The organism is Bacillus licheniformis DSM 13 = ATCC 14580, from assembly GCF_000011645.1.
GTDB classification, from domain to species: domain Bacteria; phylum Bacillota; class Bacilli; order Bacillales; family Bacillaceae; genus Bacillus; species Bacillus licheniformis.
Genome location: NC_006270.3, coordinates 3,936,552 through 3,962,106 on the forward strand (window position 1 = coordinate 3,936,552; position 25,555 = coordinate 3,962,106).

Genomic DNA, 25,555 nt, shown 5'->3' on the forward strand with positions numbered 1-25,555 from the left:
CTCAATGAAATTCTCATTTTCTCAGGTACAGGCACCCGTCCTCTTAAGCATGCGGGTGCCTGCCCTTAATCAAAGAACGACAGGGGATGTTACGTGTGGAAGACGAGCAGCTCGTCCCTTTATTAAAAAAGCGGGGTTTACGAATTACAGCTCAGCGCGTCCTGATTTTAAAAACGATTGCTTCTTTGGGCGGCCATCCATCGGCGGAAGACATTCACCGGGAATTGCCGTACATGAGTCTCCCGACAATCTACAGCAACTTGAAACTATTTGTGAAGCTCGGCATTTTAAAAGAGCTGTCTCACGGAGACGCAAAAAGCAAATATGAACTGTTTACATCACAGCATTATCATGTCATTTGTAAATCATGCGGGAAGATCGCTGATCTGGACTATCCTCACCTCAAAGAGGTAGAGCATGCGGCAGCACAATTGACGAACTTTAAAGTGAACTCGCATTTTCTAGGAATCTATGGAATCTGTACAACATGCCAAGAACAGCAGCAGAGGTGAAGACATATGGAACGAAAAAAAGTCGGCCTGTTAGTCATGGCATACGGAACCCCTTATCAGGAAGAAGATATCATTCCGTATTACACGCATATCCGTCATGGAAAACGACCGTCCGATGATATGATTGAAGACTTGAAAAAACGCTACAAGCATATCGGCGGAATCTCTCCGCTCGCGAAAATTACGCTCGCTCAGGCAAAAGAGCTGGAAAAAACGTTGAACGAGCGCCAAGATAAAGTCGAATACGTGATGTATCTCGGCTTAAAACACATCTCTCCGTTTATCGAGGATGCGGTTGAACAAATGAAAAAAGACCAAATTGAAGAGGCCGTTTCCGTCGTCTTAGCTCCCCACTATTCCACCTTCAGCACCGAAGTATACAATCGGCGCGCCAAACAGGCCGCAGCAGCAATCGGCGGACCACGGATCGCATCGATTGACGAGTGGTATCAGGAAGAAGGCTTTATTCGCTATTGGTCTGAAGAAATCGGCAGCATTTTAAACGACATGTCTGAAAAAGAGCGGGAAAAAGCGGCCGTCATATTCTCAGCACACAGCCTGCCGGAAAAAATCAGGGAGCATGGCGATCCTTACCCGGATCAGCTCGAGAAAACAGCACAACTAATCGGAGAACGGCTGTCATTTGACCAGATCGCCGTAGGCTGGCAAAGCGAGGGCAACACGCCCGATCCTTGGCTCGGCCCGGACGTCCAAGACTTAACAAAGGAACTGTATGAAGAAGGCTTCCGGTCATTCATTTACGCACCAGTCGGTTTTGTATCTGACCACCTGGAAGTTCTGTATGACAACGACTATGAGTGCAAAGTGGTTACGGACGAGCTTGGCGCAAGCTATCACCGTCCGCCTATGCCGAACACTGATCCGCGGTTCATCGATACGCTTGCTTCAGTCGTGGAGCGAACATACAACAGCACAGAACAGGAGAAAGCGGAGCTGTAAATCGAGCTCCGCTTTTTGCTGCAATGTTATGACGTGACAATATCCCGCTTTTGAAAAACCCAAAAGGAGACAGCCAGAAAAAGAATAAAATAAACAGCAATCACAGCCGCTGAAAATGAAAGAGTCATATCTTGAATAAACGGCTCCCCATCAATGTATTGACTGAGATCTGAATTTGCAAAGATCGTATACTTGGTCCAATCAAATTTTGCCGCTAAAAATTGAGTAATCGCAGACCCTGTAAAAAAGACGAACAGCGAAAGACCGACAGAGACGACCGCGCTTCTTAGGATGACCGAAATCATAAAGGCCAGCGTGGCCAGCACAATAATATTCAATAAAGCGGCTCCATAGTCTAAGGCTAAAAACTTCAGCATTGACATCTTTATCACTTCGCCGCTTCGATAGGACAAATAGTATTGGCTTCCCTCCAAACCTAGCAGGGCATACCCTAAAACAAACGCAAATAAAAGTGTCGCAGCAAACATAAATACAGTGTTGAGCAAGATCGACAAGTATTTCCCCAATAGATAATGCCAACGCTTGACCGGTGTTGCAATCGCAAATTTAATAGTTCCTTTGCTGTGCTCAAGCGCGATGGAGTTCGCTGCCAGCACGATTGCAATCAACGCGATTAATGTTGTGATCGGTTTTAACTCCTTCAGCATCGTCCAAACATTGTATTTCGCAGAAGGCGGCAAATTATGCTCAAGCCGGTATTGATTGACCGCGATCTCTTCTTTTAAAAATTGGTATTTGGGAACCGCTGGGCTCAGCTCTCTCATTTCTCTTTCATACTGAGCGTTTTGAACGGTTAATTGCTCTTTCCAGTTACCTGTCTCCTTCTCCTTTTCGCCATTGCTGACCATCCATGCAACAGCGATTGTCATGACAAGCAGCAAGCTTAACACAATCCAGGTACTTTTCGTCACCATCAGCCTGTAAAGTTCATTTTTCAAGACCCTCATGCCGGTCACCCCTTATTGATCAATTCCAGAAAGCTTTGTTCTATCGACTGTTTTTCCTGCTTCATATGCAGAACTCTTATTTTGTTCTCCATTAACAGATTAACGACTTTCATAATGTCTTCTTCCATGCAAAGGACATAAATCTCATTTTTATCTTCCGTGAGACCGCCTGCATACTGGTACTCATTCAACAGGTCAGCCGCTTCATCGGCGTGGCCGTTTAATGTAAGCCGATAACGAACCGTATCGGTATCGCGGTGATTGCTCTTAATTTGCAGGAGTTCTCCGTTTTTCATGACGCCGTATTCATCACAAATCATCTCAACCTCAGACAGAAGATGACTCGAAATCAAAATCGTTTTGTTGAAGGTTTTCGCCAAGTACTGAAGGTGTTCGCGCAAATCAATGATTCCCTGAGGATCAAGGCCGTTTGTCGGTTCATCGAGAATGAGAAATTCCGGATCATGCAAGAGCGCGACGGCAAGGCCCAAACGCTGTTTCATGCCTAATGAATACGTTTTAACTGGTTTATGAATACTTCCTGTCAAATCAACAAGCTGAACGATCTCTTCTATGCGCTCCTTTGACACGTGGCTGTGGAATCCGCCGAGATATTTAAGGTTTTGGTATCCTGTTAAGTGCTCATAAAAGGATGGGTTTTCAACAACAGAACCGACTCGGGCTGCCGCTTCCTCGTAATTGCTTTTAACTGAATAGCCGTCGATGCGGATATCTCCTGATGTCGGCTTTGCCATCCCGACAATCATTTTGATAAGTGTTGTCTTGCCAGCGCCGTTTGGCCCGAGCAGCCCAAAAATTGTACCTGGGGCAATTTGAAATGTGATATTTTGGACAATTGGTCTGCCTTTTATTCGTTTACTTACACCTTCAAATTCGACTTGACTCATTTTGTATTCCTCCTTTTTGGTATGGCCTGATCTGTTTCAATAGAAGAGAAAAAAAGAGCTGCGAAACCGCCGTGAACCAAACAATCGAACCGATAAGAACGGCAACTGACTTCTCCATTGCAATGAGGGCCGTCACAGGAAAAGACCATGGAAAGAGAAGCCCTAAAGGGGATTGCGAAACGCCGAAACTCAGCAGTGAACAAATGAATACGATAATGTTTAATGAGGTCTTTTCCTTACTGGTGAATTTAAGCCATAGGACCGTACAGATCAGCGGAAAGGTTGACAAGAGATTGAGAATGAAGCCCTTCATCCAAGAAAACCAAGGGGCAGGCCCGGGGAACCCCGATATTAAACCGAAGGCAAGCGATTCGATCACACAGACGGCATATAATGCGGCTGCGAACAGTCCAATAAACAAAACCTTAGCAAAAAGCATGGCTGCGAAAGGCTGCGGCGATAAGATTCGATTCAGCCACACTCGGTTTTTCAGTTCATCCTTATGCAAAAATACTGTGACCGAAGAGACAAGCCAGGGATAAATCGTGCTGAATACCAACAGCAATGTAAGATGCCTTAACGATGTCCATTCATTCCCTCCCGCAAACGGGGTGATTCGTTTTGCCATAAACCCTGTAAACACTAAAGATGCGGTAAGAATGAATATGCTCGTCATTGTAAAATCAGAGTTCCTGAGTTTGATCCATTCCGCTTTGAGCAAATTTTTCACGGATCTTTTCCTCCCCGCTCCTTAAGATCCAACACATACAGACCGCTATATAACCCGCCGAAATAAGATAAACTGCCAGGCCTATATCGTTCACTGAATATTCAGTCAACAAAAGCCAAGAAACTCCCCACGGCAAATAAAGTGTTCCACTTTGCATAAAAAACGGCGTCAGCGTCATCAACAGCACAAATAGATATTCTGCCTTTAACGTCTTCAGAAAAAACTGGACGGAAGACATGATCACCGCCAGTATCGCAACAGCGGCTAAACGCTCTGGCGAAAACAAAACATCCTTTTGAAACAGCAGACTGACTGCCAAACAGCCGTAAAGCAAGACCAGCGCTGAGACGATAGTTATCACGGCGATTCCAGTCAGCACCCAAGTGAACAGGCGAACGGGATACCGCAAGATAAAAGCTTGATGCATCATGCGTCCAAATAATCTTCTGCCTGTAATATAAGTCAGCCAAACCGAGACGACATAAACAGCCATTCCCTCCATGCTACGGATTTCTTTATTTGCCCCGTTTTTATAAAAGAGAAGATAATTAAGCAAAACGGCGAGCACCGTGATGATCATAACCGTACATGCAAACGTCTGAAATTTCATTCTCTTTTTCACCGCTTCGGGACAGCTTAACCAAAAATAAACTTTAAACAATTTCATTTAAACGCCCGCTTTCTATGGCTAGAAAACGATCAAACAATTCGATAAAAGTTTCGTTCCAATGGCTTGATGCCATGATGGTCCCGTCATACCGCCTTATGATGTCTACAACGCTTTCCTGCGCTTTTCGGTCGAGCCCATTTAAAGGCTCATCCAATATTAAGATGGAAGGCTGATGAAATAAGGCCATTGCGATCTTCAGCTTTTGCCTCATGCCTGTTGAATAGTACTGTACTTTCGTGTCATCAGCCGGATTGATACCGAACCGCTCTAGTTCAGAATAGATCCGGTCATCGTCATCTATTCCGTGAAGCAAGGCATGGACTCTCAGATTGTCCGTTCCAGTAAGGTGCTCATGAAGCGGCACTTCGTCACTGACATAGCCGATATGCCCGACAGCAGCTTCCCTGTTTTGGATAATCGATTGACCGTAAATCAAAATTTCGCCCGCAAATAAAGACAAGCCGGTAATTGCTTTAAGAAACGTCGATTTTCCCGATCCGTTTTCTCCTTTGAGCAAAACCCGGCTCCCTTTGTCCACAGCAAGGCTGACGTTTTCAAGAAGTTTCCTGTCTCCCGCCCGCACCTCAACATGGTTCATGACAATTGGAAGCTCAACCATGGCTACACCCTTGAACGAATTCCCAACAAAATGAAGAATCCAATGAAATACGGCAGCGAAAAAGCCAGTGTGACCATGTTTTTATAATTGGCGAACGACAAATCGACCCATGAACTTGTAAAAATAACGGCGGATATTCCAAGTGTAAGCAAAAAGAACATCACCCGAAAGAATTTGTTTTGAATATATGCCCCGCGTTCATCCTTTCCGTCAAGGCTGATTAAAATAATGATTCCGATAAACCCCGCAAATCCTGCGACAGCACCAATTGAATTGATCATTTCTAGCATCAGCGATCATCCTCCTCTAGTTGGTATTGAAATACCTCGTTGATGTCCTTCTCAAATAACGCGGCAATGCGAAACCCCATTAACAGGGATGGTTTGTATTTATTCTTTTCAATGGAAATCACAGTTTGTCTTGTTACACCCAATAGATCGGCAAGCTGCTTTTGCGTCCACCCTTTCTCTGCTCGCAGCACAGGAATCCGGTTGGTTAACACCCCGCTTTGCTTTTCAATCTCAATCACCCTCTTTATTTGCAAATCATTTACATATATAGAGTACAATGTTTTTTACACATTGTAAAGAGTTTATAACAAAAAGTAAAAAGTTTTTTACCAAAACAGACTAAAAAAAGATCTTCACGTGATGATTGTGTGAAGATCTTTTCGACAATCAAGATTTAGGTTTTTCAAAAATCAGTTCGATAGAAGAAACCTGGCCTCCGGCCCTTGATGGAACAGAAAAGACGCTGTGAAGCTTCCAGCCTTTTTCAGCATATTCATGAATCACATCAGAATAATTTTTCTCAAGTTTTCCGTTGAATGCTCCTACAGCGATTGAAACTGTTTGATATTCATACATACCCTTCACTCCTTGTTCATCATTTTCAGCGCTTGATAAGCGCGTACTTCCCCGTAGCCGTATATAACATCTTTCCCCGGTTTGCCCAGGTCTAATGCCGATTTCCTCAGGATGTGATGCACTTGTTTAGCCGATGGCTTCCTGTGATGGCGCTCCCGGTATTCAGATATAACCAGTGCAGCTGTTCCAGCTACCTGCGGGGCGGCCAAGCTTGTTCCGTATGAGAGGGAATATCCCTTTGGGATGTTTAGCATCTGGTCTAATGCGGTGTTGTCCTTCCCTTTCGGATACGTTGTCAGTACGAGGTCTGTCACACGAACCATCCCATCCTGATCATACGTTTCTCCCAAATATCCTCCCGGGGCTGTGAATTCAATTTCCCGCCCTTGATTGGAGTATGGGGAAATATTGTTGCTTTTCATATTGCTGCCGACTGATACGACGTGCTTCAAAGCGCTCGGCAAATGCACCTTGTTTTCCGTTTTCCTCATCTCATCAAGGTTGACTCCTTTATTGCCGGCGGAAGAGAAGACCAGCACCTGATGCTTTGCAGCGTAGTTTGCAGCCCTTTGATAAGCTTTCATCAGCACTTTTCCTTCCCTGTCAAGAGAAGTATAGCTTCCCGTACTGATGTTGATGACTTCATGCCCGTCATTGACTGCATCAACCATCGCCTTCATGATGTTGTAGCTGTCTCCGCCTTTTTCGTCCAGCACTTGATAAGGCGTTATCGTCACATCTGGCGCAATGATATTGATCATCCCGGCTGTTTGTGTTCCGTGTCCTGTCGGATCTCCGGATACAGGCTTGCCGTCAATGTAATTCCAGCCGCCATTTGTATTGACGGACGCTTTTAAGTCCGGATGGTCAAGATCCAGTCCGCTGTCAATCAAGGCAACTTTGACGTCCGGATGCCCTCTTTCGATTTGATACGTGCGATAGGAATCCGTCTGCTTTGCAGCGAACCATAGATATTCTTTTAGTTCCAAAATACCGTCAAGCCCCCATGCAGGCGAACCGCTGATGACTGATTCCGTTTCGTTTACTGCTGTATTTGCAATCGGCTTTTCAATGACGTCAGCCCCGACTTTTTCAGCAAGCTTCTTTGTAAAAGGAGCAAGCTTTTGTTTTTCACCGGTCACTTTTGCAAATCCGATTTCTTCAATGACATCGGCATGGATGTGAAATTGTTCCGCCGTGTCCAGCAGTTTCGATTTATCTTTTACATGTTCAAGCAAAAGATACTGTTCTCCTGCTTGTTCTTTTGCTTGAGCCGTCTTTCCGCCGACCGGCAGCAGGACTGCAAAACATAAGAGAAAAATATATATTCTTTTCACATCATCACCTCTGCAGATTGCTCTTTTTCAAGGAACTTTCGATAAAAATCTCCGTAAAACTTGCTCTCATTCAGCAATGTTTCATGCGTACCCACATTTAAAACCATGCCGTCTTCCAAAACGATGATTTTATCGGCATCCATGATTGAAGTCAGTTTATGCGCGATGACAATTCTTGTACATTTCAGCTCCCTTAAAAAGGCGTCGATTTTTTTTTCATTTTGATGATCCAGCGAACTCGTCGCTTCATCCAACAGCATCACAGCGGGGCGGTTTAGCAGTGCACGGGCCAAGGCAATCCGCTGGCGCTGCCCTCCCGAAATATTCATCCCCATTTCAGAAATCATCGTATTAAAGCCCATCGGCATATTTTGAATGTCATCGTATATTTGCGCCATTTTTGCGACTTCATGTATCCGCTCAATGTCAACATCTTCACTGTATAAAGAAATGTTGTCTTTAATGCTGCGGTTGAACAGCGTTACATCTTGGGGAACAACACCAATTTGTTTGCGAAGAGCGCTTAAATCCTTGTTTTTAATATTCACGCCATCATAGAACACACTGCCTTTTGTAGGCATATAGAGGCCAAGAATAAGTTTTGCCAGCGTGCTTTTTCCGGACCCGGATTGTCCGACGATAGCGATTTTTTCGCCAGGCTTGATATGCAGGCTTACGTCTTTAATAACTTCTTCGCTGTGCGGGCTGTAACGGAACGAAACCCGTTCAAGCCGGATCTCCCCCTTAATCGGGGAGTTGTCTTTATTTCCAGGTGTCTCTTCAATCGGGCTTTGAAGGATATCCTGTATCCGATGAAGATAAGACGTCGTCAAGATTACCGAGTTGACGGTTTGGACGATCGAGCTGCTTGTATTAAAGAATTGTGTGGATAAAGCATGAAATGCCACCAGCTCCCCAACCGATAAATTCCCTTCGAACACGAGCATTGCACCAATCCATAAAATCAGCATTGGTGATATGATCTGCATCGTGCCTGTCAGAGAGTTCACGATGTTAAGAAACCCTTCCTTGCGTCGGTATGCCCCGATCAGTTCCCCCAGATAGTGATCCCATTTTTGATACGTTTCTTTTTCGATTCCCGCAGTCTTAATACCAAAAATCCCATATAAAAACTCAGTCTGATAGCTTTGAATCTGCGAAGTCTTTGCGATTTCGTCCTGGTTTTTTTCTCTCAGCTTCCCGCGGCTGAGCGCCGTGATCCCGACATTCAGAAGAGCCAGCAGAATAACCAGCCCTGCTAAAGGCGGCGATTTATAAAACATATAAAACGAGATAAATAAAAGTGCGCCAAAATCGAGTACGCCGAGGACCAATTGGGAAGACATCATATCCCTGACAATCCGGAGGCTTGTCGCGCGGAAAAGGAGATCCCCGAACGACCTCAATTGAAAGAATTGATAGGGAAGCTTCAGAATATGCGAGAAAAATGTTCTCATCATTCGTTTGTCAAGGAAGTTATTTAATTTAATGATAAATTGACCCCTGATCAATTGAACCGTGCCTTGAACGAGCATTAAAACAAGAACGCCCGTCATAAATGTTTGCAGCAGAGCCTGCTGATTTTGAGCAAGGATGTCATCGATCAGGTATTGCACGAGCATCGGTATGCCTAATGAAACGAGCTGAAAGATCATCGCAAACAACAGCACGGTCGCAAGCAGAGAAGGGGATTCTTTTAAATGAAAAAGAAAATGCCTCCAGACGGGCGGTTTTTTCTTCGGCCTGATCCGCTCGGTAGGGATCATCTCCAGCACGATCCCGCTGTAATTTTCGAGAAAAGCTTCGATACTGAGTTTTTTTCGTCCAATCGCAGGATCGATGATGTTGACATGCCGGTCTTTTATTTGATCAATAACCACATAATGATTATCGGACCAAAAAGCGATTGCCGGCAGACGCACATGTGGAAGTTCTGCCGCGCCTGCCCTGTACACCTTTGCGTCAAATCCCAGATTTTCGCTGAGCTGACGCATATGAAAAAGGGTCATACCGTCCCTGCCGCATCCCGATAAATCCCTCAGCTCATGCAGAGTATGATGCGAACCATACCGTCCGGCTACCATCGCCATACAGCACAGTCCGCATTCCGTCTGCTGCATCTGTTCTATAAACGGTGTCTTATGAAAAAACAAGCCTTATCTCACCTGCCCGTCGGAATATCGAGAGTTAATACGGATGGAACAGATTCATCGAGGAGCCGCAAAAGCCCGTAGGCTATTCCTGCCGTCCCGACAAACATGCCAAGCGATTCCACATCGGAATGCAAACCCGTTTTCCATCCCCGGTTTTTCGTTTTATAAATGCAAAATATATCATCAGGGACATGAAGTTCCCGGTTCAGCCTTTTGATATCCAGCAGAATGTTCAAATTCCCAATTAAACCGTGGCACAGCGAATGATTTTGACAGTCTGCTAGATTTAAAGAACTTTGAAGCGCTTCTTGAAGCTTTAAAGTCCGGGTAGTCAATTCAGGAATAAAAGCCTGAATGTGCGCTCTCCCCAGCAAAATCCCGGGAGCTCCATGACACCAGTAGCTTGGGGACAGCGTATGCGAATCATTTCGTAAATCTAGCCAGTTTAGATGATCCTTTTGAAAATAGCGGTCCTCTTCTTCGACAAGCTTTAGGACAAGCTCTTTGCAGCTGTCATCGTGTATCACCTTCGCCGCCTTTGCGATAGAAAATGCGATCCCCGTCAAGCCGTGTGAAAATCCCGTCAACGAAACGGCATCCTGCTCGATTGAATCAAGTAAGCGGCCAATTCGATCATTCAATCTGCTCAGTACCTGTCTTATAGAGTCCAATACTGCTGGGTGCTGCTTGATTTCGTACAGATTAACAAGCACTGTCAGCAATCCTGAATCCCCTGCGATAAAATCCGGGTTTTGTGTTTGATTCGGCTGATCCAAAACTCGGGGAATGAGGTTCAACGCCCTTTCCAATAAGGAATCGTCTTCCCATAGACTGCCAAGATAGGAATACAGGTAAATGAATGAGCCTGTGCCGAAAAAAGCAGAATGGGAATTCCCATTTTGAACCCAATAACTTTCTTCCTTTTGAATTTCTTCTATCATTGATCTTGCCGTATCCGTATATACCTGCTCGTTCAGTACCTTGCCTGCTTGTGCAAAAAATATTGCCAGCCCTGCCATTCCGTCGTAAAGCCCCATAGGAAGCGGCGACAAAAACACCATTTTTTCGTCTCCGGCATTATTGCTGATCCAGAAAGGACCTTCACCGCGCTCTGAATAGATCGCCTTCTGCAGCAAATCATCAGCTATATGCTTGACCTCTTTTCCGAGATCAGCGACCGTTTCCTTCTGTCCAAGCCCGCTTTCTGCATGGTCCCAGACATTTTCAATCAACGTCGCCATTGATAAAGAAATATAGCGGAGCTGATGATTCAAATCCTTTTCCGAGAAAGATTGAATTTTTTTCTTTGCCAAATCAATACTTGATGTTTCATAAAAACCTTCCGATTCTTCCCCTCTTGAATTGAGCAGGGAAGTGCCCCCAGCATAAAAAGTAAAGTAGGGAATATCATGAAGCAGCAGATCGACAATTTCGTCCGGAATAAACACGTTTGCCTTTTCCGACTGTTTGGCGAGCATCCACATATAATCAAATAATTGCTCTCGTTTATCTCCGGCGGTCAAGTAGTCAGGGTGGGTGCTCGCTTCGAGAAACTTGCCGTACACATGTGTCGGCCGGAAGACGTGGCGGACTTCGTCGTGCTTAAACAGATTCAAAAACCCCGAGGGTCCTGCCAGTTCTTCTTTATGTTTCATCATAATGGCATAAGCATTTTTAAATCCTTCCACGATAAAGTCCGTATAGAAAACGGCGGACACCGGACGTCCATTTAGTTTGGGCGCATTCAATTTTTCCTCGGTGGTCAGCGATGTTTCTTTTAAAGACATCCTGTCCTCACCGTAATTCAGGACGGCGTAGCCCTTCGCTTTCTTTGACTGCTGGCCGCCTTTGCCGCCGATCCCGCTTAAATCAAAATCGAGCACTTCATCATGTTTGAATTTGACCGGAAGCATCATCGAAGACAGCACGGAATGCTTCAGCTCCAATGCGGTGACATGGAGGTTTTGATTTTGAGCGAAAATGCTGACATGGTTGTCAAAAAGAGTCTCCAGATCAATCAGGATGGGGTGTTCGCCTGAGGCGATGATATTTTCATTATGAAAATCGACGGAGCGCAATCCGTACAATATCGCCAAATGTCCGCCCTGCCGGAAATAAAATCTTTCCAGTTCTTCTTCTGAAGAACAGCCTTCATGCTTTACAAATTCCTGCCAGCCGTAATTTCCCCTGTCAAGCACTTCCGCAGCACGGAGGCTGTACTTCATTCCCCGTCCGTTCAGCCAGTTCAGCAGCTCCCTGTAATGTTCGTCAATTGACAAGGACCGCGGTTTATACACGAGCTTTCCGTTGTTTAACACCAGCACTTTGACACTCTGCCCGTTTTTGTGGGAATCTCCCAAATCCCCTTCAAATCCAACCAATTCGGGGGAAGCGATATTAAATTTTTTCGCAATCAGGCTGCGGTCGCTTAAAAATCTCCCAATAATTTCTTCATGAATCTCGAGCACCCTGAGAACCTTCTCAGCCATCAGCCTGCCAAGCACAGGGTAAAGCTCGAAAAATTCCCGGTAAATTTCAGGATCGGAAATGTATTGTTCAACAAAGTAAACATATCGCTCTTCCGGTGACGCCCCCTTTAGCCGGCCGTCTTCCCGGGCTACATTCAGCTCTGTGATAAGTGTTCTCGTCGCCAGCTTATCAAGGCATTGGTGAAGTTCAGACATGATGCCGTCTTGATAGCCGGCAGCGTCGATTATGCCGGATAGACCGCCTTCCTGCTTCTCAAATTCAGAAAAAGCTTTCGACATCCGTTCTTGTGCAAATAAAAGAAAAGGAACAAAGAAGGTGACAAATGACATGTGGGGAAGCGGGTGTTTTAATTCGGAAACCGCTTTAGGGTTGTATTTCATAATTTCAGACAAACAGGCAGCCCATTCCGGCATTTTGCCTTGCAGCTGCACAGGCTCATTGGGTGAATGTTGGACAGAAGAAAGGTGAAAATCCGTAGGACGAGACGGAGTTTTTCCGTTTTCCGGAAAAAAGCCGGACGGATGTTCTTGACCTTGACCGCCTCGTTCATTGCTGTAAAGAGCTTTATACAGATAAATTTCGAATTCTTTCATGCTCATTCTCGTCATCCCTTTGGCGAAGAAAACCATCCCTGCAACTCCGTTGCAAGGATGGATTCTTTTGAATTTTTTATGATTCCCTAGCATCGGCTTGTACACTTAGTTGTTGGGCATAATGAAGCAGAAACCGTTACACCGGCTGTGATGCAAGTCCAAGAAGAGGTTGTAGCAGGAGTTGTTTCAGGATTGACGTCATTTCCTCCTACCAAAGCTTTCAATTCCTCTTCGGAAACCATCCCTGCCGGATGATTGGCTCCTTTGAAGGCTTCACGGGCAGCTGAATTTTTCATTGTTTTCATGATTCTCACCTCCTAGAACGGGCAAACTATCGAAATTTTCCTATAATTTAGAATTGACTCGCCGTTCCAGTCAAATTATACTATAAGTACATCAAGAAATCGACAAAAAATTATAAATTTTCTAGGAGGTGGAATATATGTCAAAAAAGGAAATGATTCTTTCATGGAAAAATCCTATGTATCGCACTGAATCTTCTTATCATCCAGCAGGGAACATCCTTAAAGAACTCCAGGAAGAGGAACAGCACAGCATCGCCGGAGGCACAATCACGCTCAGCACTTGTGCCATCTTGAGCAAGCCGTTAGGAAATAACGGATACCTGTGTACAGTGACAAAAGAATGCATGCCAAGCTGTAACTAAGTTCCCAACGCGGGGGCCCTGCTCCCGCGTTGGCATATTGATAGAAAAAGAGGTCGATAGAATGAATGAAAAATCCGCCGGATATCACGAACGGCTTCCCGTCGCCCAAACTCAATCCCCGCTCGTAAACGATAAGATAAAGTATTGGCGTTCCCTTTTCGGCGATGATGATAAATGGCTCAATAAAGCAGTTTCATTATTAAGCCATGACCCTTTGTCCTCCATCGCACAATCCTCGGTATCCCAGTCAGTCGGGCTGAAAGACAGCCGTCGCGGCCCATGGCAGAAGATGCAAAAGCGGATCTTTGAAACGCCCTTTTCCTACAAGGATTCTGCTCTGCAAGATTCAGAATTGCTGTTCGACTCCCTGCTGACCCGTTTTGCGTCTGCAGCACAAGATGCTTTGGAGGAACAAAATATCATACTTTCTCCTCCTCTTTGCCGGCAGGTGCTGACACATTTAAAACAGACGCTTCTTCAAATTGCCCATCAAACATTAATACTGGAACTAAACATTTTAAGGCTTGAAGATCAATTGAAGGGCGACACCCCCGAAATGCGCTATCTTGATTTCAATGATAACTTTTTAGTCAATCCAGGATACCTGCGGACCCTGTTCAACGAGTATCCCGTATTGCTGCGCCTTCTGTGCACAAAAACCGATTACTGGGTTCAAAACTTTTCTGAACTGTGGAAGAGGCTGAGGCAGGACCGCGAACAGCTGCAGGCTGCATTTCATATTGCCGGCGATCCTGTCCATATTGAGCTTGGGGTGGGAGACTCGCACAATAAAGGAAAGATGGCAGCCATCCTTACATATTCCGATGGAAAAAAGATTGTCTATAAACCGAGAAGCCATGATGTTGACGACGCATTTCAACTTCTTCTATCATGGATCAATGACCGAAATTCAGGCAGCCCTTTAAAAACTTTGAGATTAATCAATAAAAAACGGTACGGATGGTCCGAGTTTATTCCTCACGAAACGTGCCATACGAAAAAAGAACTGGAAGGCTACTATACACGCCTCGGCAAACTTTTGGCCGTTTTATACAGCATCGATGCCGTTGACTTTCACCACGAAAACATTATCGCCTCCGGCGAGCATCCTGTTTTAATCGATCTTGAATCAATTTTTCATCAATATAAAAAACGAGACGAACCCGGCTCGACCGCCGTTGACAAAGCAAACTACATTCTTTCCAGATCCGTACGGTCTACCGGAATCCTGCCGTTCAACCTTTACTTCGGAAGGAAAAACCGGGATAAAGTTGTGGACATCAGCGGAATGGGGGGGCAGGAAGCTCAGGAATCACCGTTTCAGGCGCTTCAAATCAAAGGATTTTTCCGCGATGACATTCGCCTGGAGCATGACCGATTTGAAATCGGCGAGGCGAAAAATCTGCCGACTTTAGATCACCAGCATGTCCCTGTCGCAGATTATCTTCATTGTATCATCGAAGGATTTTCAGCAGTATACCGTCTGATTTCTGATCATGGCGAAAGCTACCTGGCTACGATTGAACATTTTAAAAACTGCACCGTTCGAAATATTTTGAAGCCGACAGCGCACTACGCCTCTCTTTTGAATAAAAGCTACCACCCTGATTTTCTCAGGGATGCGGTAGACCGTGAAGTGTTTTTATGCCGGGTGGAAAAGTTTGAAGATGCAGACACAGATATTGCAGCGGCAAAAACAGAGCTGAAAGAGCTCATTCGGGGAGACATCCCCTATTTTCTGTCGAAGCCTTCAGATACCTATTTGCTCAATGGCGAAGAAGAACCGATTGCCGCTTATTTTGAAACGCCGTCCTTCACAAGAGTAATTAAGAAGATCTCATCATTTTCAGACCAGGACTTAAAGGAACAAGCGAATGTCATACGCATGTCGATTCTGGCTGCATATAACGCGAGACATGAAAAAGACGCAATCGATATAGACCAAAATCACCCGAGTCCTAGATCAGGCGCCTTGCAGCCGCTCGCCATCGCTGAGAAAGCGGCTGACGATTTGGCTGAAAAGCGAATTGAAGGCAATGATGGAAAGGACGTCACTTGGATCAGTACAGTTATTGAAGGCGTCGAAGAAATCTCTTGGACGATCTCCCCTGTCAGTCTTGATTTATATAATGGCAATGCAGGCATCGGACTTTTTATGAGCTATCTGAGCCGCTTCGCAAAACGGCCGGAGACTTACTCGCATATAACCGAGCAGTGTGTATTTGCGATTCAGCGAGCGTTGAATGAACTGAAGGAAAAAGAAGAATTCCTGAAGTACGCCGACTCTGGGGCATTCACGGGGGTTTCCGGCTATCTGTATTTTCTGCAGCATGCGGGAACGGTTCAGAAAAAAAACGAATGGATCGAACTCATACATGAAGCTCTGCCAGTCCTTGAAGCTGTCATCGAACAAGACGAAAACTGCGATATCATCAGCGGTTCTGCCGGTGCTCTAATGGTTCTGATGTCATTGTATGAACAACTGGATGACCCGGTTTTTCTAAAGCTCGCCGAAAAGTGCGCCGGCCATTTGCTTCAGCATAAAACAAATATTGAAAACGGAGCGGCCTGGAAAGATCCTCATACACAAAACTATTACACAGGATTTGCCCACGGCACTTCCGGCATCGCCGCAGCTTTATCCCGATTCAATAAAGTGTTTGATTCGCAATCACTGAAAAAAATCATTTCGCAATGCCTGGCATTTGAAAAGCAGCTGTACATCGCTTCCGAAAAAAATTGGGGATCAAAAGGAAGAGAACAACTGTCAGTTGCATGGTGCCATGGCGCTGCCGGCATATTGTTGTCGAGAAGCATCCTCCGAGAAAACGGAGTCAATGATCCCGGGCTGCATACCGACATCTTGAACGCTCTTGAAACAACTGTTAAGCATGGGCTCGGCAATAACCGCTCATTCTGTCACGGCGATTTCGGCCAACTCGAAATCCTAAGAGGGTTCAGGGAAGAATTCAGCGAACTGAACACCATTATACAGAATACGGAAGATCGGCTGTTGACATATTTTCAAGAAAATCCATTCAGTAAAGGGGTATCACGAGGTGTGGATTCAGCCGGGCTCATGCTTGGTTTAAGCGGAGTCGGCTACGGCATGCTGCAATGCCAATATGGAGAAGAACTGCCGGAACTGCTTCAGCTCAGTCCGCCTCAAGCGCTTATCAAAAAGAACAGCAAAGCTTTTAAAAGAGAAAACGTGTTTTAAAATCAAAATCTATGGATTTTCATCCATAGATTTTTTTTGCAACATTACGATGAAAGACCTTCATCCAAATGCGCTTATTCTCAGATTCGTGTCATTTGGCATAATCACCAGCTTATGAGCAAATCCAACTCACAACATGATTATTCAGACAATTCAGAAATATATGCTATGCTCTCTCTGATTCCAATAAAAGGGAGGGATGATCGGTGCCCACCATTCAGTATCCGCCGTAATTGTAAGCGCTTCCCATTCAGCGTTGGCATCAAAAAAGAAACAATAGGAGGAATATAATGAAGAAATTAATCAGCATCATCTTTATCTTTGTATTAGGGGTTGTCGGGTCATTGACAGCGGCGGTTTCGGCAGAAGCAGCTTCTGCCTTAAACTCGGGCAAAGTAAATCCGCTTGCCGACTTCAGCTTAAAAGGCTTTGCCGCACTAAACGGCGGAACAACGGGCGGAGAAGGCGGTCAGACGGTAACCGTAACAACGGGAGATCAGCTGATTGCGGCATTAAAAAATAAGAATGCAAATACGCCTTTAAAAATTTATGTCAACGGCACCATTACAACATCAAATACATCCGCATCAAAGATTGACGTCAAAGACGTGTCAAACGTATCGATTGTCGGATCAGGGACCAAAGGGGAACTCAAAGGGATCGGCATCAAAATATGGCGGGCCAACAACATCATCATCCGCAACTTGAAAATTCACGAGGTCGCCTCAGGCGATAAAGACGCGATCGGCATTGAAGGCCCTTCTAAAAACATTTGGGTTGATCATAATGAGCTTTACCACAGCCTGAACGTTGACAAAGATTACTATGACGGATTATTTGACGTCAAAAGAGATGCGGAATATATTACATTCTCTTGGAACTATGTGCACGATGGATGGAAATCAATGCTGATGGGTTCATCGGACAGCGATAATTACAACAGGACGATTACATTCCATCATAACTGGTTTGAGAATCTGAATTCGCGTGTGCCGTCATTCCGTTTCGGAGAAGGCCATATTTACAACAACTATTTCAATAAAATCATCGACAGCGGAATTAATTCGAGGATGGGCGCGCGCATCAGAATTGAGAACAACCTCTTTGAAAACGCCAAAGATCCGATTGTCTCTTGGTACAGCAGTTCACCGGGCTATTGGCATGTATCCAACAACAAATTTGTAAACTCTAGGGGCAGTATGCCGACTACCTCTACTACAACCTATAATCCGCCATACAGCTACTCACTCGACAATGTCGACAATGTAAAATCAATCGTCAAGCAAAATGCCGGAGTCGGCAAAATCAATCCATAAGCTTTGAGGTGAAACGTCCGGGGCATTCCGGGCGTTTCACTTATTTCCATCCTCATACGCTTTCCATACCGTTGGCAGCAGATCGGAAAGTTCATGCGCAAGAAGCGCATGAGCCGATCTGGTCTTTGTCCATGCGTCCGCACATGCGCCGTGCAAGTGGACAGCATTCAGCACCGCTTCTCTCGAATTCTCATGACAGCACAGCATCCCGAGAAGCATACCTGTTAACGTATCCCCCGTTCCTCCCTTTGCCAGCGCCCCATTTCCCGTTACATTCCTCCAGCACTCGCCGTCGGGGAAAGCAACGATCGTTTCATTGCCTTTCAAGACAAGGGTAATACCTTGTTCCTCCGCATAATCTCGAGCATAACCGGCCCGGTTTGCTTCAATTTCTCGAATGGACAAGCCTGTCATTTTCGAAAATTCGCCCGGATGCGGCGTTAATACCACCGGCGCTTCCCGTTCATGATACGATCGTTTTGAAAGAGCACCCGCATCAAGCACAACCGGGCAGTCTTTCGCTAATACGCTTTGAACCGCTTGCTCAGTCATTTGCGAAGGCGGCAGCCCAGGCCCGATCGCAATCGCCCGGTAAGGTTCGGCAATCTCGCCTGACGCCGCCTTTTCGGCGCCGTCCCGCCAATACGTCGCCTCAGGAAGAACGGGGAGGATCAGCGGAATCGCACTCCCGCACGTTCCGATGACAAGCTTTCCTAGACCGCTCCGCATCGCCCCGATTCCTGCAAGGAGAGCCGCTCCCGGCATATCATCGCTTCCCGCGAGCAAAAGGCCGGTTCCATAAGTTCCTTTATGACTATCATTTCCCCTTTTCGGCAATGAGCCCTTCACGCAGTCTTTCGTCCATATCGGCAATTGTTCTGCAGACATCCCGGATCACACCTTTCAATATAGTTTAAACAAACGTTTAATTAAATTGTAACTGAATCATACCCTTCACTGCTCTTTAACATGCAAAATAGCACTGATGAACGGATCAGTTTACGTTCATATAAAAAAGACAGCTTCACAACTTGAAGCTGTGCTTGGCGTTTTCGACTAAAAAAGCCGGCTGACAGGCGCATCCAGACGATAAAGTCTTGAATAGCGCGGATTGTTTTCCAAAAGCTGCTGATGGCTCCCTGCCATTGCAAGCTTCCCTTTGTCTAAAAACAGAATCCGGTCGGCCGCTTCGGCTCCTGCCAAATGGTGTGTAATCCATAGAACGGTCTTTCCATCAAGTACTTGAAACATCGTTGAAAGAAGCTCCTTCTCTGTTTTAGGATCAAGGCCTACGGTCGGTTCGTCCAACACGACGATGGGTGCGTCCTGCAGCAGAATCCGCGCCAAAGCAATCCGCTGGCGTTCTCCACCTGAAAAACGGATGCCCGTTTCCTGTACAGATGTATGATATCCATCGGGAAGAGACTGAATATAATCGTGAAGCTTCACCTGGCGCGCCGCCCAATACACGTCCTCATCGCTCGCGTCAGGGTTCCCGAGCCGGATATTATTCAAAACCGTCGTATCAAACAGGTGCGGCTGCTGATTGAAAACGGAGACTACGCGTGAAATTTCTCCCTGAAGAGACTGCACAGAAATATCGTTCAATGTAATGTTTCCTTTAGAAGGAGCAAGCGCCCCTTGTATCAACGACAAGATGGTCGATTTACCCGCACCGCTCGGGCCTAGCAAAGCGGTCTTTTCACCCTGCTTTAATATAAATGAAACACCGTCCAACACCGGCTGGCCTTGCTCATAAGAAAAAGAAACGTCTTCAAAGCGAAGCGTGACATCGTCCAAACCTACAGCCTCCGCCCGTTCCTGCTGAACATCGGCCCCGTTCCCCCTTTTCGGCGGCTGCAGACCGTCCATTCTTTCTAAAGAATCCTGATACTCAGGGATTGAAGCCGCTGCGTCCGAAAGCGGAAAGAAAGCTTCCGTCAAAGGAAACACAACAAGGACAAACGCCGCAATAAACACAGGAGCCAGAGCCCCTTCCGCGCTTTGGCCGCCCGCCCATATTAGCATCAGAAGAACAAGTCCTGCCGCCAGGCATTGCATGGCAAAGTCCCTCCAACGACTGAAGCGCACCTGTTTCTTTTCGATCGCCAGCCATTCATGTTCTGCCGCTTCATACGAATGGACAAAGTCGTTTTGCCGGCCGCTGAAAACCCAATCGCTCACCCCCATGACCGCGTCTGTCAGCTGACGGTACAAGTGGCTCCGTCCTCTTTTCAGCGCAACATTTTTTGCCCTTGTCACAAGCAGGGAAACAAGCGGAACAAGAAATACGAAAACCGCGGCATAGACCGCCATTAGTCCAGCAAAAGGCCATGAAAAAAAGCCGATAGCTGCGATGAATACGCCATATAAAAGAAGAGCCGACAGCCCGGGAAATACCGTTCTCAAATACATGTCCTGCAAATGTTCAACATCGTCGGCCAAAATGCCGAGCATATCCCCCGTTCGGAAACGTTCACGCCATTTTAAAGCTTGAGGTTCGAGCATCCTGTAAAGCCTGACGCGCATATCGGATAAAATTTTCAAAATGATATGGTGCCCTGTCAACCGCTCAACATAGCGCGACACCGAGCGCAGAATCCCGAAGGTGCGAACCGCTACGATCGGAACATAGATCATCAAAACATTTTCCGGACGCGTAGCCGCTTTGGATATTAAATAACCGGAGGTAAACATGAGAGCAGCCGCCGAGCATGCCGTCAACCCGCCAAGCAGCACGACAATGATCAAAAGCCTTGTATTTTTCTTGATGTAGGGCAGAATCCACCCGTCTTCATTGTTCATGATGCACCTCCAAACGACTGCGCCTTCACGAGCTCGTAATAAACGCCCCGCTTTTCAATCAGTTCTTGATGTGTACCGGTTTCAGCCACCTGCCCATCTTTCAGCACGATAATTTCATCCATATCAAGCATCCAGTGAAGGCGATGGGTTGCCAAAAAAACCAGCTTGTCTTCAAACAGTTTTAACATCGTTTTTTTCAACTCGTATTCTGTTTCGATATCCAAATGAGCAGTGGGCTCATCTAAAAGAATAATCGGACGGTTGCCAAGGAAAGCCCGGGCAACGGCTGTACGCTGCGCCTGTCCACCGCTTAATGCCCTCCCGCCTTCACCGATCCGCTCTTTCAAGCCGTTTGGAAGCTGATCAATCAGCTCCGAGAGCCCGGCAGCTCTTGCTGCCTGTTCAACGTCTTCGTCAGAAGCGGCGGGATGATAAAAACGGATATTGGCTGCGAGCGTATCCGGAAAGATATAGGGATGCTGCGGAATATACAAGAGCTGATTTTGCCAGCTGTCCGTCTGCAAATGCGTTCTCTTTTTTCCCCCGACTTTGATAACGCCGCTTTTCGTTTCCAGGAAGCCGCCGAGCACATCGATAAGCGTAGATTTTCCGGCACCGCTTTCCCCGATGATTCCGATTTTTCTCTTTCCCTTAAATGAAAGAGAAATCCCGGATAAAGAGCAGTTTTCCTCATCTTCATGCCGCACATCTACATGCTTGAACTCGATTTGATCGTCGTCAGACCATCGCTCAAGACTTAAAGGCGCCTCATCCTTGAAACCCGGCGAATCCAATATCGCCTTGATCGCTTTACCGGCTTCGCGTCCGTTCAATGTAGCATGATAGTCATTGCCGACTTCCCGGACAGGGAGAAAAAACTCAGGGGCAAGAATCAGAATGGCAAGAGCCGGCTCCAGCGAGATGCTGCCGTCAACAAGACCGAGACCGAGAAAAACAGCAACGGTCGCTACGGACAGCATGGTGAAAAAATCAAGTGCAAACGATGACAGAAAGGCGATCTTAAGCGTACTCATCGTCGCCTTCCTGTACCGTTCGCTCACATGAAATATATTCTTAGTATGTGAACGGCTGATGCCCAGCACTTTCAATGTTTCCAGGCCGCGCAAGGAATCTGTAAAATGGTTTGAAAGCATCTCATACGTTTTCCATTGGCTGTCCGCTTTTCTTTTAGCCGCATACCCAAGAAGGATCATAAAAGTGATTAAAATCGGCATCGTAATCATTAAGACTGCAGCGGAAGATGTGTCTTTAAAAAAGACATAACAGACAACCGCCGGCGGTATAACGGCCATGCTGACCATTTTCGGCAAAAACAGCTCCAAATAGCGGCGGAACTGTGCAATTCCTTCCATCGCGAGCGTGACGACATGACCGGTTCCTTCTTTCCTCGCCAGCCTGGGGCCGGATTGGAAAAGCTTCTCCAAAAACTTTTTCCGCATGCCGGCCCCCGTCTCGGCGGCATAGTCAAATATCAGCTTTTGCCTGACAAGGGTAACAGCATGTCGAAATAAAAAAGCGGCGGTAAATAAGATGAGCAGCGGAAAGAGCGAACCGACGCGTTCTCCGTTAAAAAGGCGGGTAACCGCTTCAGCAAGCCATTCGGCCTGCATGATAATGGCGGCGCCCTGCATGCATGTCAGGACAGTGAGTACTGCAAGTATTCGTTTCATCCCTTTATATTGCAAAAGATCTTTTCCCATTAATAAATCATTGGCTCCTTGCTGCTGACCCGTTTTCTAAAAACATAGTAGCTCCAGATCTGATAGCCCAGCACGAACGGAAGCAGTGCCAGCGCGACGATCGTCATAACCTTTAAAGAATAGTCGCCTGATGAAGCATTATAAACGGTTAAGTCATATGCGCTTTTCACCGAGCTGATCATGACGCGCGGGAACAGCGCAGTGAAAATCGTCGCCACTGTAAGAGCGATCCCTGCGCCCGTCATGGCAAATGTCCAGCCGTCGCGTTTTTGTTTCATAAACACGATCGACAGCACATAGCAAACGACAATCAGAGCCGCAAGCGGTATCGTCACATGCCCCCTGCCCGTGAACAAGTCCGTTTCAAAAATGGATAATGCAACAAAGGCAACAAGCGCCGCCAAAACGGCGAATACGACTTTTTTGGCCAGCTGTCTTGCCCGGTCGCGCAAATCGGCTTCCGTTCTCAATGTAATAAAGATCAGGCCGTGCAGCAGGCAGAGAAGCGTAACGGCGACTCCCCCTGTCACGGAATAGACGTTCACATAATCGGTAAAACCGGCGTGCAGATTCATATCGGCATCAATCGGCATGCCGCGCAGGATGCTCGCAAACAATACACCGAACAAAAACGGCGGCAGAATGCTGCCGAAAAATACGACCCAATCCCATGTATTCTTCCATTTTGCGGTTTCGACTTTTCCTCTAAATTCAAACGCGACCCCGCGGCCGATCAATGCAAGAAGAACAAAGACAAACGGAATGTAATATCCGCTGAACATCGTGGCATACCAGTTCGGAAAAGCGGCGAAAATCGCGCCTCCCCCGGTCAGCAGCCAGACTTCATTTGCATCCCAGAAAGGACCGATCGTATTGATCATCACCCTCCGTTCAAGATCGTTGCGCCCGAGAAACCGCGTCGCCATTCCGACGCCGAAATCAAAGCCCTCAAGAAAGAAAAAACCGATGAACAGCACAGCGACTAATATAAACCAAAATTCATTAAGAGATACCATGGTAAACCTCCTGATCAAACGGGTCTGTCGATACGGAATCATCATGATGGTGGTCATGGTGTGCAGCCCCTTTTTTAATCTCCCGCACAAACAAGTAGACAAGAACGAGCGCCAGCACAAGATAAATCGCTGTAAACGCGATGACAGAGAACAGCAGCATTCCCGCTGATACGTTCGGCGACACGGACTGCGCCGTTGTCAAAATACCGAACACCGTCCACGGCTGGCGTCCGATTTCAGTCATGATCCACCCCGCCGTATTTGCAATGAATGGAAAGGCGATCAAAGCCACCATTGTCCGCAAGAACCATTTGCTTGTTTCGAGTCTTTTGCGGAAGCTGAGATAAAGACCGGTCAAAGCGGCAACGATCATTAAAAGTCCTGATCCGGCCATGATTCTGAAACTCCAGAATGTCGTTTTCACCGGCGGAATATAATTTCCTTCTCCGTATTTTTCTTCATATTGCTTTTGCAGTGTCTTCATTCCGGGCACATCGCCGCTGAATTGTTTATAAGCCAAATAGCTGAGCGCATACGGGATGCTGAGCTCGGATTTGTTTTCCTGCTTGTCCGTGTCAATGTTCGCAAGCACCGTCCATGCAGCCGGATCGCCGCTGTCATCCCAAAGCGCTTCGCTGGCAGCCATTTTCATCGGCTGGCTCTTCATCAGATGCTGTGCCTGCTCATGTCCGCTGAACGCAACGCCGCCCCCGGAAACAAGCGCCACAATCATCGCGATTTGAAAGGATTTTTTAAAAAAGAGCAATTCCTGTTTTTTCAGCATTTTATACGCGCTGACACCGGCAATGAAAAACGCCCCAGTGGCAAGCGCACCGAAAATGACGTGCGGAAATTCAACCCATAGCTGCGGGTTTTTAATAATCGCAAAAAAATCGGTCATTTCCGCGCGTCCGTTTTTGATCGCAAATCCGACAGGCTCCTGCATAAACGAGTTGGCCGCTAGAATCCAAAACGCCGACATGATCGTGCCAAGCGAAACAAGCCAAATGGACAGCAAATGAATCTTCTTCGGAAGGCGGTCCCAGCCGAAGATCCACAAACCGATAAACGTCGATTCCATAAAGAAAGCGAGCAGCGCTTCCACCGCGAGCGGAGCGCCGAATACATCACCGACAAAGCGGGAGTACTCCGACCAGTTCATTCCGAACTGAAATTCTTGTAAAATCCCGGTGACAACACCGACTGCAAAATTAATTAAAAATAAGTGCCCCCAAAATTTAGCCATCGTTCTGTAAATGTCTTTTTTCTTTGCGACATAAAGGGTTTCCATTAAAGCAACCATAAAGACAAGCCCGATTGACATCGGTACAAAAATAAAGTGAAAGATCGTTGTTGAAGCAAATTGAAATCTTGCCAAAATGAGTTCGTCCACTGTTCCTGTCTCCTCCTCTTTGTTCTAGCCGGGCCCGTTTGCCAAATGGGCATCACACTTGCTCAGACTTTCACATGCATCTTATTAATGTGATTATGATTACAGACAAAAGGGTGACCTCGGCCCGCATTGATGTTCCGTTATTATCAGGATGGTTATTTATACCTGTACTTTACCGCGAATTCCTTCTTAAATAAAGTACATTTTCCCTAATTTATGGATGTCATTGTGACAATTATACGAAGGAATTATAGATATTTTGTGACACGCTGGTTAACAAGCACTAAAACAACATGAGAAAAATGCCCCGAAATTCACGTGGAACATTTCGTCATTCAACATCTGTGATTCTTCGCGAAAGCCTGTCGCATCAAAAGAAAACCGTTATATGCAGTGAAACAAATTCGGGGTTTTCCTTCAGTGTGAGCGCGCCTTACGGAAAGTTCTGCTGTTTTGTCCAATCTGTGAAATCTTCCTTCCGCCTTCTGCGCATTCCCTTCATCCATTTGCTGATTTATCTCCACTGAAGCCTTCACGCAGCACGAGCTGACTGCACCGCACGTTTTTCCCCCTGCACAGCCATCCAGCTCCCGCTGACTATTAACGGAGGA

The 25,555-nt window shown here is 46.3% G+C and carries 22 protein-coding genes; 5 read left to right on the forward strand and 17 right to left on the reverse strand.

Translation table 11 applies throughout. From position 1 onward, the window contains the following. Positions 1–95: 95 nt before the first annotated feature. Both TRNA_RS41730 and hemH read left to right on the forward strand, forming a co-directional pair. Positions 96–512 (forward strand): Fur family transcriptional regulator, encoded by a 417-nt coding sequence (locus TRNA_RS41730; protein ID WP_003186347.1) that lies wholly within the window; start codon positions 96–98, stop codon positions 510–512. A gap of 6 nt (positions 513–518) precedes the next feature. Continuing rightward, positions 519–1,472: a ferrochelatase gene (hemH, locus tag TRNA_RS41735; protein ID WP_009329855.1), complete on the forward strand. Its 954-nt coding sequence runs from the start codon at positions 519–521 to the stop codon at positions 1,470–1,472. A gap of 26 nt (positions 1,473–1,498) precedes the next feature. Here hemH and TRNA_RS41740 read toward each other — a convergent pair whose 3' ends face one another. The 12 genes from TRNA_RS41740 to TRNA_RS41795 all read right to left on the reverse strand — a co-directional run bounded on the left by TRNA_RS41740 (position 1,499) and on the right by TRNA_RS41795 (position 13,111). Beyond that, on the reverse strand, positions 1,499–2,440 hold the full coding sequence (locus tag TRNA_RS41740; RefSeq protein WP_003186351.1) for an ABC transporter permease: 942 nt from the start codon (positions 2,438–2,440) through the stop codon (positions 1,499–1,501). 5 nt (positions 2,441–2,445) lie between these two features. Beyond that, positions 2,446–3,348: an ABC transporter ATP-binding protein gene (locus TRNA_RS41745; RefSeq protein ID WP_003186353.1), complete on the reverse strand. Its 903-nt coding sequence runs from the start codon at positions 3,346–3,348 to the stop codon at positions 2,446–2,448. Continuing rightward, positions 3,329–4,078 carry an ABC transporter permease gene (locus TRNA_RS41750; protein ID WP_011198433.1) on the reverse strand — a complete coding sequence of 250 codons (750 nt, stop codon included), beginning with the start codon at positions 4,076–4,078 and terminating at the stop codon, positions 3,329–3,331. Before TRNA_RS41750 ends, TRNA_RS41745 begins: the two co-directional genes overlap by 20 nt. After that, entirely contained in the window at positions 4,032–4,658 is a 627-nt protein-coding gene (locus tag TRNA_RS41755) for a lichenicidin immunity protein (protein WP_223307065.1), read from the reverse strand. The genes TRNA_RS41750 and TRNA_RS41755 overlap by 47 nt, the downstream gene beginning before the upstream one ends. A gap of 73 nt (positions 4,659–4,731) precedes the next feature. After that, the gene (locus tag TRNA_RS41760) at positions 4,732–5,367 is read right to left on the reverse strand and encodes an ATP-binding cassette domain-containing protein (RefSeq protein ID WP_003186359.1); all 636 of its coding nucleotides are present in this window, start codon (positions 5,365–5,367) and stop codon (positions 4,732–4,734) included. Positions 5,368–5,369: 2 nt separating this feature from the next. Then, complete coding sequence (locus TRNA_RS41765; protein ID WP_003186361.1) at positions 5,370–5,657, reverse strand: hypothetical protein; 288 nt, start codon at positions 5,655–5,657, stop codon at positions 5,370–5,372. Beyond that, entirely contained in the window at positions 5,657–5,896 is a 240-nt protein-coding gene (locus TRNA_RS41770) for a helix-turn-helix transcriptional regulator (protein WP_009329858.1), read from the reverse strand. Before TRNA_RS41770 ends, TRNA_RS41765 begins: the two co-directional genes overlap by 1 nt. Positions 5,897–6,044: 148 nt before the next feature. Beyond that, on the reverse strand, positions 6,045–6,233 hold the full coding sequence (locus tag TRNA_RS41775) for a DUF4177 domain-containing protein (RefSeq protein ID WP_003186368.1): 189 nt from the start codon (positions 6,231–6,233) through the stop codon (positions 6,045–6,047). 5 nt (positions 6,234–6,238) lie between these two features. Continuing rightward, positions 6,239–7,570 carry a S8 family peptidase gene (locus tag TRNA_RS41780; RefSeq protein ID WP_003186371.1) on the reverse strand — a complete coding sequence of 444 codons (1,332 nt, stop codon included), beginning with the start codon at positions 7,568–7,570 and terminating at the stop codon, positions 6,239–6,241. Continuing rightward, a complete protein-coding gene (locus TRNA_RS41785) occupies positions 7,567–9,723 on the reverse strand; it encodes a peptidase domain-containing ABC transporter (protein ID WP_003186373.1) in 2,157 nt (718 codons plus the stop codon). Before TRNA_RS41785 ends, TRNA_RS41780 begins: the two co-directional genes overlap by 4 nt. An 8-nt stretch (positions 9,724–9,731) precedes the next feature. Further along, complete coding sequence (locus TRNA_RS41790) at positions 9,732–12,812, reverse strand: type 2 lanthipeptide synthetase LanM family protein (protein WP_009329859.1); 3,081 nt, start codon at positions 12,810–12,812, stop codon at positions 9,732–9,734. Positions 12,813–12,892: 80 nt separating this feature from the next. Then, entirely contained in the window at positions 12,893–13,111 is a 219-nt protein-coding gene (locus tag TRNA_RS41795; protein WP_003186379.1) for a class II lanthipeptide, LchA2/BrtA2 family, read from the reverse strand. 137 nt (positions 13,112–13,248) lie between these two features. Here TRNA_RS41795 and TRNA_RS41800 point away from each other — a divergent pair, with 137 nt between their 5' ends. From TRNA_RS41800 to TRNA_RS41810, 3 genes are all read left to right on the forward strand, one after another. After that, entirely contained in the window at positions 13,249–13,473 is a 225-nt protein-coding gene (locus TRNA_RS41800) for a plantaricin C family lantibiotic (RefSeq protein WP_003186381.1), read from the forward strand. Positions 13,474–13,534: 61 nt separating this feature from the next. Further along, positions 13,535–16,693, forward strand: coding sequence for a type 2 lanthipeptide synthetase LanM family protein (locus tag TRNA_RS41805; protein WP_003186383.1), 3,159 nt, complete (start codon positions 13,535–13,537; stop codon positions 16,691–16,693). 290 nt (positions 16,694–16,983) lie between these two features. Next, on the forward strand, positions 16,984–18,009 hold the full coding sequence (locus TRNA_RS41810) for a pectate trisaccharide-lyase (RefSeq protein WP_003186388.1): 1,026 nt from the start codon (positions 16,984–16,986) through the stop codon (positions 18,007–18,009). Positions 18,010–18,045: 36 nt separating this feature from the next. Here the strand turns inward: TRNA_RS41810 and TRNA_RS41815 are convergent, their stop codons facing one another. From TRNA_RS41815 to TRNA_RS41835, 5 genes are all read right to left on the reverse strand, one after another. After that, positions 18,046–18,897 (reverse strand): NAD(P)H-hydrate dehydratase, encoded by an 852-nt coding sequence (locus TRNA_RS41815; protein WP_003186389.1) that lies wholly within the window; start codon positions 18,895–18,897, stop codon positions 18,046–18,048. A 168-nt stretch (positions 18,898–19,065) separates the two neighbouring features. Beyond that, positions 19,066–20,814: a thiol reductant ABC exporter subunit CydC gene (gene cydC / locus TRNA_RS41820; RefSeq protein ID WP_003186390.1), complete on the reverse strand. Its 1,749-nt coding sequence runs from the start codon at positions 20,812–20,814 to the stop codon at positions 19,066–19,068. Continuing rightward, positions 20,811–22,535 carry a thiol reductant ABC exporter subunit CydD gene (gene cydD, locus TRNA_RS41825; protein WP_009329862.1) on the reverse strand — a complete coding sequence of 575 codons (1,725 nt, stop codon included), beginning with the start codon at positions 22,533–22,535 and terminating at the stop codon, positions 20,811–20,813. Before cydD ends, cydC begins: the two co-directional genes overlap by 4 nt. After that, a complete protein-coding gene (cydB, locus tag TRNA_RS41830; RefSeq protein WP_003186392.1) occupies positions 22,535–23,551 on the reverse strand; it encodes a cytochrome d ubiquinol oxidase subunit II in 1,017 nt (338 codons plus the stop codon). Before cydB ends, cydD begins: the two co-directional genes overlap by 1 nt. Next, complete coding sequence (locus tag TRNA_RS41835) at positions 23,538–24,944, reverse strand: cytochrome ubiquinol oxidase subunit I (protein WP_009329863.1); 1,407 nt, start codon at positions 24,942–24,944, stop codon at positions 23,538–23,540. The genes cydB and TRNA_RS41835 overlap by 14 nt, the downstream gene beginning before the upstream one ends. Positions 24,945–25,555: the final 611 nt, after the last annotated feature.

Coding starts and splice junctions, on each gene's coding strand:
- hemH (WP_009329855.1), top strand. CDS start 519: ATGGAACGAAAAAAAGTCGGCCTGTTAGTCATGGCATACGGAACCCCT.
- TRNA_RS41740 (WP_003186351.1), bottom strand. CDS start 2,440: ATGAGGGTCTTGAAAAATGAACTTTACAGGCTGATGGTGACGAAAAGT.
- TRNA_RS41745 (WP_003186353.1), bottom strand. CDS start 3,348: ATGAGTCAAGTCGAATTTGAAGGTGTAAGTAAACGAATAAAAGGCAGA.
- TRNA_RS41755 (WP_223307065.1), bottom strand. CDS start 4,658: ATGATCATCACGGTGCTCGCCGTTTTGCTTAATTATCTTCTCTTTTAT.
- TRNA_RS41760 (WP_003186359.1), bottom strand. CDS start 5,367: ATGGTTGAGCTTCCAATTGTCATGAACCATGTTGAGGTGCGGGCGGGA.
- TRNA_RS41765 (WP_003186361.1), bottom strand. CDS start 5,657: ATGCTAGAAATGATCAATTCAATTGGTGCTGTCGCAGGATTTGCGGGG.
- TRNA_RS41775 (WP_003186368.1), bottom strand. CDS start 6,233: ATGTATGAATATCAAACAGTTTCAATCGCTGTAGGAGCATTCAACGGA.
- TRNA_RS41790 (WP_009329859.1), bottom strand. CDS start 12,812: ATGAGCATGAAAGAATTCGAAATTTATCTGTATAAAGCTCTTTACAGC.
- TRNA_RS41795 (WP_003186379.1), bottom strand. CDS start 13,111: ATGAAAACAATGAAAAATTCAGCTGCCCGTGAAGCCTTCAAAGGAGCC.
- TRNA_RS41800 (WP_003186381.1), top strand. CDS start 13,249: ATGTCAAAAAAGGAAATGATTCTTTCATGGAAAAATCCTATGTATCGC.
- TRNA_RS41805 (WP_003186383.1), top strand. CDS start 13,535: ATGAATGAAAAATCCGCCGGATATCACGAACGGCTTCCCGTCGCCCAA.
- TRNA_RS41810 (WP_003186388.1), top strand. CDS start 16,984: ATGAAGAAATTAATCAGCATCATCTTTATCTTTGTATTAGGGGTTGTC.
- TRNA_RS41815 (WP_003186389.1), bottom strand. CDS start 18,897: ATGTCTGCAGAACAATTGCCGATATGGACGAAAGACTGCGTGAAGGGC.
- cydC (WP_003186390.1), bottom strand. CDS start 20,814: ATGAACAATGAAGACGGGTGGATTCTGCCCTACATCAAGAAAAATACA.
- cydD (WP_009329862.1), bottom strand. CDS start 22,535: ATGGGAAAAGATCTTTTGCAATATAAAGGGATGAAACGAATACTTGCA.
- cydB (WP_003186392.1), bottom strand. CDS start 23,551: ATGGTATCTCTTAATGAATTTTGGTTTATATTAGTCGCTGTGCTGTTC.